Annotated in this window: 16 protein-coding genes; 6 read left to right on the forward strand and 10 right to left on the reverse strand. The window is 59.5% G+C overall.

What is annotated here, in order from left to right; genetic code table 11:
- Positions 1-31: 31 nt before the first annotated feature.
- The 3 genes from bfr to ASF70_RS02150 form a co-directional block, all read right to left on the reverse strand.
- Complete coding sequence (gene bfr / locus ASF70_RS02140) at positions 32-517, reverse strand: bacterioferritin (RefSeq protein ID WP_062462773.1); 486 nt, start codon at positions 515-517, stop codon at positions 32-34.
- A complete protein-coding gene (locus ASF70_RS24485; protein WP_062462776.1) occupies positions 483-794 on the reverse strand; it encodes a (2Fe-2S)-binding protein in 312 nt (103 codons plus the stop codon). Before ASF70_RS24485 ends, bfr begins: the two co-directional genes overlap by 35 nt.
- A gap of 95 nt (positions 795-889) precedes the next feature.
- Positions 890-1,357 carry a hypothetical protein gene (locus ASF70_RS02150; RefSeq protein WP_156461723.1) on the reverse strand — a complete coding sequence of 156 codons (468 nt, stop codon included), beginning with the start codon at positions 1,355-1,357 and terminating at the stop codon, positions 890-892.
- 477 nt (positions 1,358-1,834) lie between these two features.
- Here ASF70_RS02150 and ASF70_RS02155 point away from each other — a divergent pair, with 477 nt between their 5' ends.
- Positions 1,835-2,272 carry a metallopeptidase family protein gene (locus tag ASF70_RS02155; RefSeq protein WP_062462782.1) on the forward strand — a complete coding sequence of 146 codons (438 nt, stop codon included), beginning with the start codon at positions 1,835-1,837 and terminating at the stop codon, positions 2,270-2,272.
- A 34-nt stretch (positions 2,273-2,306) separates the two neighbouring features.
- Here the strand turns inward: ASF70_RS02155 and ASF70_RS02160 are convergent, their stop codons facing one another.
- Complete coding sequence (locus ASF70_RS02160) at positions 2,307-2,513, reverse strand: DUF1737 domain-containing protein (protein ID WP_062462785.1); 207 nt, start codon at positions 2,511-2,513, stop codon at positions 2,307-2,309.
- Positions 2,510-3,385, reverse strand: a complete 876-nt coding sequence (locus tag ASF70_RS02165; RefSeq protein ID WP_062577044.1) for a CoA ester lyase — start codon at positions 3,383-3,385, stop codon at positions 2,510-2,512. The genes ASF70_RS02160 and ASF70_RS02165 overlap by 4 nt, the downstream gene beginning before the upstream one ends.
- 143 nt (positions 3,386-3,528) lie before the next feature.
- On the opposite strand from ASF70_RS02165, the gene ASF70_RS02170 reads away from it, so the two are divergent.
- The 4 genes from ASF70_RS02170 to leuB all read left to right on the forward strand — a co-directional run bounded on the left by ASF70_RS02170 (position 3,529) and on the right by leuB (position 6,058).
- The gene (locus ASF70_RS02170; protein ID WP_062577046.1) at positions 3,529-3,771 is read left to right on the forward strand and encodes a hypothetical protein; all 243 of its coding nucleotides are present in this window, start codon (positions 3,529-3,531) and stop codon (positions 3,769-3,771) included.
- A gap of 126 nt (positions 3,772-3,897) precedes the next feature.
- Positions 3,898-4,503 carry a 3-isopropylmalate dehydratase small subunit gene (gene leuD / locus ASF70_RS02175; RefSeq protein WP_062462796.1) on the forward strand — a complete coding sequence of 202 codons (606 nt, stop codon included), beginning with the start codon at positions 3,898-3,900 and terminating at the stop codon, positions 4,501-4,503.
- A 10-nt stretch (positions 4,504-4,513) separates the two neighbouring features.
- A complete protein-coding gene (locus ASF70_RS02180; protein ID WP_062577049.1) occupies positions 4,514-4,903 on the forward strand; it encodes a RidA family protein in 390 nt (129 codons plus the stop codon).
- Between the two features lie 45 nt (positions 4,904-4,948).
- Complete coding sequence (leuB, locus tag ASF70_RS02185) at positions 4,949-6,058, forward strand: 3-isopropylmalate dehydrogenase (protein ID WP_062577051.1); 1,110 nt, start codon at positions 4,949-4,951, stop codon at positions 6,056-6,058.
- Positions 6,059-6,138: 80 nt separating this feature from the next.
- Here the strand turns inward: leuB and ASF70_RS02190 are convergent, their stop codons facing one another.
- From ASF70_RS02190 to ASF70_RS02210, 5 genes are all read right to left on the reverse strand, one after another.
- Positions 6,139-7,854 (reverse strand): MFS transporter, encoded by a 1,716-nt coding sequence (locus ASF70_RS02190; RefSeq protein ID WP_062577054.1) that lies wholly within the window; start codon positions 7,852-7,854, stop codon positions 6,139-6,141.
- A gap of 162 nt (positions 7,855-8,016) precedes the next feature.
- Entirely contained in the window at positions 8,017-9,285 is a 1,269-nt protein-coding gene (locus ASF70_RS02195; RefSeq protein WP_062577057.1) for an ABC transporter permease, read from the reverse strand.
- Entirely contained in the window at positions 9,282-9,971 is a 690-nt protein-coding gene (locus ASF70_RS02200) for an ABC transporter ATP-binding protein (RefSeq protein WP_062577058.1), read from the reverse strand. The genes ASF70_RS02195 and ASF70_RS02200 overlap by 4 nt, the downstream gene beginning before the upstream one ends.
- Positions 9,972-9,975: 4 nt before the next feature.
- On the reverse strand, positions 9,976-10,446 hold the full coding sequence (locus tag ASF70_RS02205; RefSeq protein WP_244473923.1) for a hypothetical protein: 471 nt from the start codon (positions 10,444-10,446) through the stop codon (positions 9,976-9,978).
- A 134-nt stretch (positions 10,447-10,580) separates the two neighbouring features.
- On the reverse strand, positions 10,581-12,344 hold the full coding sequence (locus ASF70_RS02210; protein ID WP_062577060.1) for an alkaline phosphatase: 1,764 nt from the start codon (positions 12,342-12,344) through the stop codon (positions 10,581-10,583).
- Between the two features lie 88 nt (positions 12,345-12,432).
- Here ASF70_RS02210 and ASF70_RS24390 point away from each other — a divergent pair, with 88 nt between their 5' ends.
- Positions 12,433-12,627, forward strand: coding sequence for a hypothetical protein (locus ASF70_RS24390; protein ID WP_156461724.1), 195 nt, complete (start codon positions 12,433-12,435; stop codon positions 12,625-12,627).
- Positions 12,628-12,739: the final 112 nt, after the last annotated feature.

The raw sequence follows: 12,739 nt of genomic DNA on the forward strand, positions 1-12,739 counted from the left end.
CTCGAGCGATAGAGTGTCGATGATTTGAGCTTTACTCAGCGGAGTCGGCTGATTCCGCGTTGAGCTGGCCGTATCTCTCTTCGCCGATCTTCGAGAGAAGTTCGAGCTGCGTTTCCAGGAAGTCGATATGACCTTCCTCATCCATCAGCAGCTGTTCGAAAAGCTTCATGGAGACATAGTCGCCGGCGGCGTGACAGATATCACGCGACGCCTTGTAGGCGGTGCGGGCATCGTATTCGCCAGCCAGATCGGCTTCGAGAACTTCCTTGACGTTCTGGCCGATGCGAAGCGGTGCCAGCGTCTGAAGGTTCGGATGACCCTCGAGAAAGATGATGCGGTCGATCAGGCGATCGGCATGCTGCATCTCTTCGATGGATTCGGCCCTCTCCTTCTTGGCAAGCTTGGTAAAACCCCAATCATGCAGGAGACGATAGTGCAGCCAGTATTGGTTCACAGCGCCAAGTTCGAGGAAGAGTGCCTCGTTAAGCCGCTCGATGACCTGTAAGTCGCCTTTCAATGTCCGCTCTCCTGTTTTCTTCGTGGAGTTGTTTCAAGCGCGACATATAGACGATCACGTCAGCTTCCGTCGAGTGCCGCTGGGCGTGATATTCCTCAGTGGTCTTTATGATCAGATCGACGACATTGGGAAAGCAACCGCAGCAACGGCCGCGTTTTTCCATCGCATGGTAGACCTTGACGGGAACGATCAGCTGCCAACAGTCCTCAGTGAGGAGTTGGATGATCGTATCCTTGATCTCCCTTTCGGTGATGTAATTGCAACTGCAAACCAGCATTTTGGATCGACCTGGAGAACATTGACCTCGATACAGACTTTTTGCAAAAGAGGACAAGCGATGTCAAGAAAGAATCCAGCCCGGTAATTGACATATCATAACCCCTTTATCAACGATCCGTGATCGGAGGCAGTGATGCCTAACCGGCTGCTGTGTCGCTGCGATATCTCTGAAAAGGCTCGGACGTCACTCGATCGAAACAACGCGCCGCCATAGGTTCCGTCCGCGGCAGAAGCAGAATCGCTCCACACGCCCGGAAAAGATGCGAGTGTCCCTTTGACGTCGAAACCCATCTGACGGAGTCTGTGGGAGGCATTGCCGAGCAAGCCCTGCTCTCCGCCACCGTAATCCGCACAGCCCGTGATATCCAGAGAGAGCCCGTTGCGCCCTTCTAGCGTCACCAGTGGCGTATATCGGTCGCACCAGTCGGAGAGCGCCATCAGAAGCGCCGCGTCGGCATCATCGTCTTCGTCCATCACGTCGAGCTCCGGAAAGATCGCTCGCGCTTCTGAAACGCCCTGCCCCAGCTTCAGGTTAAGGCGTTCGGCGGCCGCGTCGAGCACTGTCAGGCACATCCTGTCGGCGTGGCGCCCGGCAAAGACGATCGGTGGATGGTCGTGATGGCGGTAAGACCGCCAGTCCATACCCCAGCGGCGGCGCGCGATTCTGTCGGTTGACAGACGCGGGAACACGAGTGTCAGAATACGCCTCTGTCGATGCGCCAGAGGGGATCGAAAACAGGCGGTCATGCGGGTTCCAATCCAGACCAGACGCGAGCATCACGAGCAAGCTCGCCGACCGCTTTCCGTTTCCGAGATCGGCTTGCGCAGGGCAAAAGTCTCTCCCGCGCCCAGGCACCTTTGGCCATGGCGTTAACTCCATCGATAATGTTCGCTTTATGTTCTTATGGATTCCAGACACGTGGCAAAGAGTCAACAGCTCCCGATCAGGAATCTTTTCCTCTAAAAGCTATCGCAATGATTCTTTTCTCGAAATAGCTGCTTCAGGTATTATATGTGCCTGAGTTGGAAGGAGATCCCATGGCCCGCATTGACCAGACCGATGATTGGCAGGATCGCCATGCGCCGACGATCAGCACGTTCGAGTCGCTGGCATTAGAAGCCTACAGCCACCTTCCGGACGAATTCCGCAAACTCACGACGAACCTCACCATTGAGGTCGAAGAATTTCCGGACGACGACGTTTTCGAAGACATGGCGCTGGAAACGCCGTTCGACCTTCTGGGCCTGTTCGAAGGACGTGGCATTTCGGAACGGTTTACGGTCGAAACCGGCGAACTGCCCAATCGCATCCGGCTCTATCGCCGGCCTATCCTCGATTACTGGGCGGAGAATGAGGAAACGCTGGGCGATATCATCACCCACGTCCTTATCCACGAGATCGGCCATCACTTCGGCCTGAGTGACGACGACATGGAGCGCATCGAGGCGAGCGCCGAGGAAGCAAGCCAGCGCTGATCCAGCGCTGGCAGACACACCTCGGCCTAGCTTTTTACTGCTCGCCGAGCTTCATGTCGGGGCTGTATTCCTTGCCTTCTACGGTCTTCATCACGGCCTGGCCGCAATGCATCTCGCCCGTCTTGCCGTTGAAGGCGTAGCTTGGCGAACCGGAGAGTTCCCAGCCCTTGTTCAGCGCCGCCGTCACCCGGTGACAAAAGGCGGCATCGTCAGGACCGGTGATGAAACGATATACTTTCATGGCTTTCTCTTTCTGTTGGCGATGACCGCCGCGCTGGCGACGAGCTTTTCCGCATCTTCGAGATGCAGACGCTCGACCATGCGACCGTCGAGGTTGATGACGTTGAGCGTTTCGGCTCCCGGCTGGCGGAAGGCCTCGATGATGGCGCGCGCCTCTTCAAGCGCATCATCATCAGGACCGAAATGACGGTTGGCCGCGTCGATCTGCGCCGGATGGATCAGCATCTTGCCTGAAAATCCCATGGCGCGGCCCTGGGCGCACTCGGCTTCGAACGCGACTTCGTCCTTGAAATCGTTAAACACGCTGTCGATCACATCGACACCATAGGCCCTGCCTGCCAGCACGACCTGCATCAACCAGGGTATGAGATTGGCCCGCCCCGGTTGCGGCAAAACACCCGTTGCCTTGCGAAGATCGTTGAGCCCCACGACGAGGCATTTGATCCGTCCGCCCACGCTCGAGATTTCGGCGGCGTTGAGGACGCCGAGCGGCGTTTCGATCATCGCCCAGATAGAGACCCTCTCCGGCACGCCCGCCTGAGAAAGGCGCGCGGCGATCACCCGGACGTCGTCCGCATGCTCAACCTTGGGAATGACCACCGCATCCGGCAGAAGTTCGACGATGAGCTCGAGATCCGCAGGACCGAATTCGCTTGTGAGCGGATTGATCCGGATAGCCGTCTCGAGACCATCGGAATTCAGCTCGGCAAAGCTTCTGCGGAGGTTATCCCGCGCTTCCGCTTTCTGCGCGAATGCCACGGAATCCTCCAGATCGAAAATCACGCCGTCGCAGTCGAGCTGCGGGATTTTCGAAAGCGCACGGGTGTTGCTCGCGGGAACGCTCAGGAGCGAGCGCCGGATCAGAGCGGCCATCGCTTCGGGACCATGTAATCATTGGGAAAAGTCATAACGTGGTTGTGACAAGCTTTTTGGCCCTCGGCAAGACAGGAGGTCGTGAAACCACTTGTAAGCGGGGCCGGCCGGTCCCACATTTCAGACGTTGAAAGGTATGATCCATGCAAAACATTCGTGCATTTTTCGTCGTCGCCTCAGCTATTGCGGTGCTTGCCATGGCGGCGCTCTTTACAGCGTATCTGACCGTCGCATTTGCCGGCATTCTCGTCCTTCTTTCAATTGGTAGGGCGATCTCGACCAGGTTGAACCCTGTACCCGTGCGAGCGAAATCGTTCGGACCAAAGCCGGCCAGCCGCGATATCCGTGTGTGGAACGACGGCCGCGGTACCATCATCGACCTCTAGCGTCATCATGTTCGCTCCGCCTGCGCGCTCTGGCGCAGCGGAGTACCGGTTGAAGGCATAATGCCCTTCAAATCGGCGGCAAATTGCTTTATTTGGCCTTCACGACAACTCCCTTGGAGGCAGATCATGGACAAGTTCACGCAACTCACAGGCGTCGCAGCGCCGCTTCCGGTCGTCAACATCGACACCGACATGATCATTCCCAAGGACTACCTGAAGACGATCAAGCGAACCGGTCTCGGCAAGGGACTGTTTGCAGAATCCCGCTACAATCAGGATGGGTCAGAAAACCCGGATTTCATCTTGAACAAGCCGGCCTATCGCAATTCCAAGATCCTGGTGGCTGGCGACAATTTCGGCTGCGGCTCGTCGCGTGAGCACGCGCCTTGGGCACTTCTCGATTTCGGCATCCGTTGCGTGATCTCGACCAGCTTTGCCGATATTTTCTACAATAACTGTTTCAAGAACGGCATCCTGCCGATCATCGTGTCTCCAGAAGATCTCGAAAAGCTGCTCGACGATGCGGATCGCGGCTCCAATGCCGTCATTTCGATCGATCTCGAAGCGCAGAAGATCACAGGTCCGGATGGCGGCTCGCTGCATTTTGACATCGATCCCGGCCGACGCCAGATCCTCTTGGAAGGTCTCGACGATATTGCTTCGACATTAAAGAGCGACGCCGTAATCTCGAGTTTCGAGGACAAGAACAGCACGGAACGCCCCTGGCTCTGAGGGTCATCAGATGGTCACGCATATCTCCTTGGGATCAACCTTCGAAGCGCGGATCGGCTATTCCCGCGCAGTTGTTGACCGTGACATGGTCTATGTCTCGGGCACGACGGGCTATGACTATGCCCTGATGGTGATGCCTGACGATGTCGCTGACCAGACCCGCAACGCGCTCGCCACTATCGCAAAAGCGCTTGGCGAAGCCGGCAGCAGCCTGAAGGACGTGGTCCGCGTGCGCTATTATCTCGTCGACATGGCCGACTACGATGCCGTGGTCGAGGTCGTCGGATCGGTATTTGCCCAGATTCGGCCGGCAGCGACCATGATCGTCTGCGGCCTCACCACCCCTGAAATGAAAATCGAGATCGAAGTGACCGCACGCATCGGTGCCGGCGCTTCCTGAAACAGCTGCCCAACCGCCGCCTGAACAATCAAGGACATCTGCACAATGGCAAAACACCTTTTCCTGCTTCCCGGTGATGGCATCGGTCCAGAGGCCATGGGCGAAGTGCGCAAGATCATCGCCCATATGAACGACGCCATGAGTGCCGATTTCGTCACCGACGAAGGTCTGGTCGGCGGCTGCGCCTATGATGCGCATGGCGCCGCCATTTCCGACGCGGATATGGAAAAAGCGATGGCGGCCGATGCCGTCCTGTTCGGCGCCGTCGGCGGTCCGAAATGGGATAGTGTGCCCTATGAGGTGCGCCCGGAAGCCGGCCTGCTGCGTCTGCGCAAGGATATGGAGCTTTTCGCAAATCTGCGCCCGGCCATCTGCTATCCGGCGCTTGCCGCCGCCTCTTCGCTGAAACCCGAACTGGTGGACGGGCTCGACATCCTGATCATCCGCGAACTCACAGGCGGCGTCTATTTCGGTGAGCCGAAGGAAATCATCGATCTCGGCAACGGCCAGAAGCGCGGCATCGATACCCAGATCTACGACACCTACGAGATCGAACGCATCGCAGGCGTTGCTTTCGAACTGGCGCGCACCCGCAAGAATGCCGTGTGCTCGATGGAAAAGCGCAACGTGATGAAATCCGGCGTGCTGTGGAACCAGGTCGTCACCGAAATCCACAAGGCCAAGTATTCCGATGTGAAGCTGGACCACATGCTGGCCGATGCCGGCGGCATGCAGCTGGTTCGCGCGCCGAAACAGTTCGACGTCATCGTCACCGACAACCTGTTCGGCGACATGCTGTCTGATGTTGCGGCCATGCTGACGGGTTCGCTCGGCATGCTGCCGTCCGCGTCCCTCGGCGCACCCGATGGCAAGACCGGCAAGCGCAAGGCGCTGTACGAGCCGGTCCATGGTTCGGCACCGGATATTGCCGGCAAGGGCATTGCCAACCCGATCGCCATGATCGCGTCCTTTGCCATGTGTCTTCGCTATTCCTTCAACATGATCACTGAAGCCGACAACCTGGAAAAGGCGATCGCCAAAGTTCTCGACCAGGGCATCCGCACCGGCGACATCATGGCCGACGGCTGCCGCCAAGTCGGCACCGGCGACATGGGCGACGCCATCCTCAAGGAATTTGCCGGCCTCTCGGCCTGAGGCATCCCGCGAGGGGACCACTGCCCTGAAACGAAAAAGGGCCCGGCATTTCCGCCGGGCCCTTCTTTTTTGCTGACTGATCAGTCGTTAAGATCGATATTGCGCCGGTCCTTCACGAAGACCGCTCCGATGATGATCGTGAGAACGGCAAAGCCGACCGGGTACCAGAGGCCGGCATAGATATCCCCGGTCGAGGCAACGATCGCGAAGGAGGTGGCCGGCAGCAGCCCGCCGAACCAGCCGTTGCCGATGTGATACGGCAGCGACATGGCGGTATAGCGGATGCGTGTCGGGAAAAACTCCACCAGCGCCGCGGCGATCGGGCCGTAGACGATCGTCACATAGACGACCATGACCCAGAGAATGGCGATGACCGTCAAAGCCTGGGCATTGCCGAACACCGCGAAGAAGCCATCCACACGCACCTTGGCAGCATCGTTGGCGGCAGGGTAGCCGGCTGCCACGCTGGCCGGGCCGAGACGCTGGGCGAAGGTTTCGGTCTTGCCGTCCGGCAACGTCACATTGGCAACGGGAACGTCCGTGCCCGCCACGCTGACCGTGGTTGGCGCACCGGCGGCTGCTGGCACCAGCCTGTAGGTAAACGCCTGCTGCGACAGCGTGCGTCTCGCGACGTCGCAGGGCTGCGTGAAGGTCCTGATACCAACCGGGTCGAACAGGGATCCGCATGTCGCCGGATCCGCCGAAACCTGGATCTGGACGTTTTTGATCGCTGCCGCGTAGGTCGGATTGGCGGTATTGGTCAATGCGTGGAACAGCGGGAAGTACGTGACCGCTGCGAGCGCGCAGCCTGCCAGAATGACCCATTTGCGGCCCACGCGGTCAGACAGCGCACCGAAGACGAGGAAAAATGGTGTGCCGAGAAGAAGCGACCAGGCAATCAGTACGTTCGCCGTCAGAAGGTCGACTTTCAGGATGCTCTGCAGGAAGAACAGCGCGTAGAACTGGCCAGTATACCAGACGACGGCCTGGCCGACGACAAGACCGAACAGTGCGATCAGGACGATCTTGCCGTTCTTCCAGGTGCCGAAGGCTTCCGTCAGCGGTGCCTTCGAACGGGTGCCTTCTTCCTTCATCTTCTGGAAGACGGGGGACTCGTTCATCTGCAAGCGGATGTAGATGGAGACCGCAAGCAGCAGTGCCGATCCGAGGAACGGAATGCGCCAGCCGCCCAGCAGACCGAATATGACCGGATAGCTGGTGGCGAAGGCTTCTTCACCCATGTTGACGCGCAGCGTCACGATGACGGCGAGCGACAGCAACAGGCCAAGCGTCGCCGTCGTCTGAATCCAGGCCGTGTAAAATCCGCGGCGACCGGGGGGCGCGTGCTCGGCCACATAGACAGCAGCACCACCGTATTCGCCACCGAGCGCCAGGCCCTGCAACATGCGCAGCGCGATGAGAAGGATGGGCGCCGTTGCACCAATCTGCTCGTAGCTTGGCAGAAGACCGACAAAGAATGTCGATAGGCCCATGATCACGATCGTGACCAGGAAGGTATATTTGCGTCCGACAAGATCGCCGAGCCGTCCAAAGACCAGTGCGCCGAAGGGGCGGACGAGAAAGCCTGCAGCAAAGGCCAGCAGTGCAAAGATGGCCTGCGTGGCGGGCGGAAACGCCGAAAAGAACTGCCGGCCGATGATGACGGCAAGCGTTCCGTAGAGATAGAAATCATACCATTCGAAAATGGTACCCAACGACGAGGCGAAGATGACCTTCTTTTCCTCGCGCGTCATGGGGCTAGCCTTCGTCCGGGCTGCCGTTGCGACGTGTGCCATTGTCGTCCTCCCAACAAGATGAACTCCGTGCCTTCCTGTCCGGCCATTCTCCTCCTCGGCCAGACAGGTTAGCGCAATCGTTGCAGAGTGACAGAATTTGGCACGCCGGATGAGACATGCTTTCGGCTTATGACTTTCGTCTAATGACGTAGCCCGGAGTGGTCAGGAGCGAAGCGCCTGGGCGGGCGACTGGCGATAGGCAAGAAGTGCCGGCACGGCCGAAAGGACCGCTGCAAAGCCCAGCAGAAAAAGTGCCAGACGTACGTCGTCTCTCGTGAACCCGACCGGCAGGATGACCCCGCTTTTCGCGGTAAACAGATGGGCGCCGAACTGCGCTGCCAGTAGCCCGCAGACGAAGCCGAGCCCGATGCCGAGCGCAACCAGGAGAAGCAGCTCCAGCCAAACGATGAGGAACACGGCGCCGCGTGGTGCCCCGAACGCGCGCAGCGCGCCGATCTGCCGGCGCCGTTGCCCCACATGGATGACCGTCACCAGCACCAGTGCCGCCGCGACAAGCGCCTGCGATCCCGCAGCGACCGCGCTCAACACCATTTTCGCATCGCCAAGCGTCGCATAAAGGCCGGTCAGCACCTCGCCGGGAAAGACCGCCACCGTGCCATTGCCGCGATAGGCCTGACGCAGGCGATAGGCATCGGCAATCGACTTCGGTTTGACCAGAATCGCTGGAAGGCCGGGGGTATCAGCGCCGAAATCCTCAACGAGCGGCGCATCCGGATCGATGCCGCCGTGATGATGGTCTTCGTCATGGGTGGTAGAGGCGACAGCTGCCGCAGGCTCCGTGCTTGCGTCCTCGTGCTCATGCTCAGCGCCTAAACCATGAACGTGCCATACGGCCTGGATCGGCACGAGAATGGCGCGGTCCCATGGCGTGCCGGTCGGTTTCAGCTTGCCCACGACCTTGTATGCGATGTCCGTATGGGTTGGACCACCGGTTTCGGCTGTTCCATGCATCGGCTTGACGACGGCGCCGACCGGAAGAATAACGGAAGCGCCGAGAACCGCTTCGCCTTCCGCGGCAAACATACGCCCCTCGCCAAAGCCCGGCGTCGTGCTGGTCACAAGCGTCGTCGTCGTTCCCACGATCGGATAGCCGGCAAAGGAATCGCCAAAACCAACGGGAGCTGCCCAGGCGACGCGCGGATCGGCTGCAAGTTTCGAAAGTAGCTCTCCATCGACCAGCGGCAGCGGCGCGGGCTGGAGAAAGATCGAGGAGAGGATCAGCTGCGTTTCGCTGCCGGAGGCGCCGATCACGAGATCGAACTTGTCGGCGGCACGCGCACTGCCGAGACGCAGCGACCGTTCCTGCAGGGTCACGGCAACCCCGAGCGCCGTAGCTAAGGCAACCAGAAGCACCACGACGGCGCAGCCCAGCCAGAGACGCCGCAGGTCGGCGACAATAAAACGGATCATACCGGCACCTTCCCGACAACATCATCGCCGACGATGCACCCGCTCCTGAGCACGATGCGCCGGTCGAGGCGTTCGATCATGCGTTGGTCGTGCGTCGCCACAACGAGCGTGCTGCCGGCACCGGCCGCGACCGACAGAAGCAGATCCCCGACCGCCTCGCCGTTTTCGACATCGAGGCTTGCCGTCGGCTCGTCGGCAATTATGATACCCGGCTTGCGCAGCAGCGCCCGGGCGATCGCCACCCGCTGCATCTCGCCGCGCGACATGATCTCGACGGACTGACCGGGTCGCTTCAACCCCACGGTCTCGATCAGCTCATGCGCTCTTTTCACCAGATTCGGGGTCGAGACCCGCGAAAGCCGTGCCGGCAGCAGCACGTTATCCAGCGCGGAGAGGCCCGCAAACAGATGGAAATCCTGCATTACGAGGCCCACATTTTCGGCCCGCCAACGGTCTCGCCGGCCTTCCGACAGTCTGGCAATATCCTGCCCACCCCAGATGACCTCACCGGTGCGAACACGCTCGAGCCCCGCAATGATATTGAGAAGCGTGCTCTTGCCGGATCCCGAACCGCCCGTCAGCGCAACGCGGCTGCCGGCGGCGATCTCGAGAGCATCGATGGAAAGAACCGGTGTCGCCAGACCGGGAAACGAGACGGCGAGAGATTGCACCTTCAGAGGCATCATGTCGTCAGACCGTACCGTATTCCGCCTGTCGGATCCGCAGCAGGCTCACGAAGCCGGTGTCCGGATCGGTCCACGAGCCCATCTCGAGCGTGCCGCGCACCTCGATCGTCTGGCTTGGCTGGGTGAATGTCTGCTTCTCATCGAGATAGACAACGACGATATTGTCTGGCCAGTCCGCATCGGTGGAGCAGAACGGGCAGATCGACATCGGCACTTCGGTCAGAACGAAGAACGAGGCTTCCGCCTTCAGCGGTGGCGCCATGAAACCGCGCATGGCGATCTCCTGGCCGTTCAGCCGCTTGACCTTGTCGGAAAATTCCAGTCCGAGAACGCTGACCTTGCCGTAGAGTTCGTCGAAGGAAAGCCCGTTTCCTGCGCGGGCGGTTGCGCCTGATATCAGCAGCGGCAGGCCGGCAATGATGCCAAGCGAGGTCTTGAGCATCTGGCGACGGTCGACCATCTCGAGCGCTCCCATAATCACTTTCCCTTGACGAGCGCCGTCATCATCCTGCAGCTGAGGCATATCTTCAAGTCCCGCGATATCTGAAGTAGATAGGGGCACGCCTCAGGACATGCCCCTCTTTGGTCGTTCAGGCCCAATAGGTCTGATCAGTTGGTCTGCTTGGCGCCCAGCGCGAAAGTTTCCGCGAGAACCTTGTAGACGTCGCTCTGCTCCATATAGCCGCGGAAGCCTTCCGAACCCGGGCCGGCAGCCTGAAGCACGACGTCGTCAACCGCATGGACGCCACTGTCGGCGCTTTTCGGAATGATGCCGGTCACGAGAACGGCACCAGGGACATCCTTGTAGGCTTCGTTGGCGACATATTCCTTCTTTTCGTTCTGGATGGCCGGAACGAAGGGATTGTCGAGCTTCGGACGGAATGTCTCGTAATGATCAGGGCCGTTATTGGCGTTCAGGAACAGGCGCTTGGTAACATCGACCTTGTCAGGATAACCGTCCTTGTTCTCGTCCATATAGTTCGGGAAGCCTGCCTCGGCATAGGTCCCGACCTTTTCACGCATGTCGTCGCCCGGCTTTTCATCGTTGACCGTACCGATGATCGAAACACCGTGGGTATGATCGCCGGTGACGATGATCAGCGTGTCGGGGTTCTTGTCGGCAAATTCGCGGGCTGCGGCGATCGCCTTGTCGAATTCGATCGTATCGACGACCGCACGGTCCCAGTCCAGCGGATGGGACATCTTGTCGATGTTTGCAGCTTCGACCATCAGGAAGAAGCCGTCCGGGTTCTTCAACAGCGTGTCGAGCGCGACCTTGGTCATGTCGACGAGGCCCGGCTGATCCGGGAACTTCGCCGTCGTGCCCTTTTTCAGGAATTCGCGGTCAAGCGTCGTGTCCATGTTGCCGGTGTGGAACAGGCCGAGGATCTTGCCGGTATTGGTGCCAGATGCCGTTGCCAGTTCAGCCTTGCTGGTCGCAAGCATGTAGCCGGCGTCCTTGAACAGGGCGATATAGTCCTTGTCGTCCTTGCGCTTGGATCCAGGCGTCGCCTGGGGCAGGAAGTAGGCGGAACCGCCGCCCAGCAGGACGTCGGGCTTGACGTCGAACAGCATGCCGTTGATTTCCGCCTTGTCGCCGCGCTTGCGGGTATGGGCGACGACGGCTGCGGGTGTTGCGTCCTGAACTTCTGCGGTCGTGACGATGCCGATCGACTTCTTCGTCTGGCGGCGGACCGCTTCCGCGTATGTTTCAACCTTCGGATCGTCCATCGAGTCAGGCGTGCGATCGGCATAGACGCCGATCGCGTTCACGGCTGTCTTGTGGCCGGTCATATAGGCCGACATCGTGTTGGCGCTGTCGGTGGCGACAGCGTCCGTCGCGGACGTCCCGACAAAGGCTGCCGGCGGGATGTCGTCCATTGCGAGACGACCGTTCGCCTTGCCCTCGGTCATGCCCTTGGCCATGATGCGGGCAGCGGTGCGATGCGCCACGGAAAGACCGTCACCGATCAGGAAGATCACGTTCTTGGCCTTTGGCTGCGCCGCGGTGCCATAAACGTTCCAGGTCACGCTCTTGGTTTCCGGACCAGCAGAGACTTCAACCTTGTAGTCGCCGGCATTCGCGATCGTCAGTGCGCGCAGCACGACGGCGGAACCGAGAACCTTGTCCTTGTTTTTCTCTTCTGCAACGAACTCGATATCCTTGCCGAACACAGACTTGTAGTCCTGGCCGTTGACGGTGATCTTGACGTCCTCAGGCTTTACGACCGAGCTGAACTCGACCTTGAAATCGAATGGTGAGCCGGTCAGGATCGTCGCCCGATCAAGCGGAAAGACGTTCGCGGCGTGGGCGGCTTGCATGCCGCCGGAAAGAATTGTGGTGGCTGCAAAGGCAGCAAGAAGCATACGCATGGAAAACCCCCGTCGTTGCGTCGCATAGAGGTTCGGGCATAGCCCCATGCGATGACAGTGCAATGACAGAAACGTGATAACGGCGCCGATGTCCGATCGCATCAACCTTGACTCTGTGGCAAAATCTTTTATGAGCAGCGTTGGAAAAGGAGTGTCCATGCTTCGCCGCGACTTTCGCTTTGCTGCGTGCTATGACCTGGCAGTATCTGCCGGGCGGCTGGATGTTGCCCTTTCGGTTTCCGACAAAACCACGGCCAAAACGACGACGAAAATTATCGTCTGACGTCTCTGGCCACCGCTCTCTCCCCGGTACGGCCGGGGACAAGGAACACCGCGTCGCGCGCGACACGGGCTTCCCCCTCAGAAAACCGAGGAGAGACAGAAAGAGAGCAAAG

It is taken from the genome of Rhizobium sp. Leaf321, from assembly GCF_001423215.1.
In the GTDB taxonomy this organism is placed as follows: domain Bacteria; phylum Pseudomonadota; class Alphaproteobacteria; order Rhizobiales; family Rhizobiaceae; genus Neorhizobium; species Neorhizobium soli.

Bases quoted from the DNA above. Each gene is read 5' to 3' on its own strand.
- ASF70_RS24485 (WP_062462776.1), bottom strand. From the start codon at position 794: ATGCTGGTTTGCAGTTGCAATTACATCACCGAAAGGGAGATCAAGGAT.
- ASF70_RS02155 (WP_062462782.1), top strand. From the start codon at position 1,835: ATGGCCCGCATTGACCAGACCGATGATTGGCAGGATCGCCATGCGCCG.
- ASF70_RS02160 (WP_062462785.1), bottom strand. From the start codon at position 2,513: ATGAAAGTATATCGTTTCATCACCGGTCCTGACGATGCCGCCTTTTGT.
- ASF70_RS02165 (WP_062577044.1), bottom strand. From the start codon at position 3,385: ATGGCCGCTCTGATCCGGCGCTCGCTCCTGAGCGTTCCCGCGAGCAAC.
- ASF70_RS02170 (WP_062577046.1), top strand. From the start codon at position 3,529: ATGCAAAACATTCGTGCATTTTTCGTCGTCGCCTCAGCTATTGCGGTG.
- leuD (WP_062462796.1), top strand. From the start codon at position 3,898: ATGGACAAGTTCACGCAACTCACAGGCGTCGCAGCGCCGCTTCCGGTC.
- ASF70_RS02180 (WP_062577049.1), top strand. From the start codon at position 4,514: ATGGTCACGCATATCTCCTTGGGATCAACCTTCGAAGCGCGGATCGGC.
- leuB (WP_062577051.1), top strand. From the start codon at position 4,949: ATGGCAAAACACCTTTTCCTGCTTCCCGGTGATGGCATCGGTCCAGAG.
- ASF70_RS02190 (WP_062577054.1), bottom strand. From the start codon at position 7,854: ATGGCACACGTCGCAACGGCAGCCCGGACGAAGGCTAGCCCCATGACG.
- ASF70_RS02195 (WP_062577057.1), bottom strand. From the start codon at position 9,285: ATGATCCGTTTTATTGTCGCCGACCTGCGGCGTCTCTGGCTGGGCTGC.
- ASF70_RS02200 (WP_062577058.1), bottom strand. From the start codon at position 9,971: ATGATGCCTCTGAAGGTGCAATCTCTCGCCGTCTCGTTTCCCGGTCTG.
- ASF70_RS02205 (WP_244473923.1), bottom strand. From the start codon at position 10,446: ATGGGAGCGCTCGAGATGGTCGACCGTCGCCAGATGCTCAAGACCTCG.
- ASF70_RS02210 (WP_062577060.1), bottom strand. From the start codon at position 12,344: ATGCGTATGCTTCTTGCTGCCTTTGCAGCCACCACAATTCTTTCCGGC.
- ASF70_RS24390 (WP_156461724.1), top strand. From the start codon at position 12,433: ATGTCCGATCGCATCAACCTTGACTCTGTGGCAAAATCTTTTATGAGC.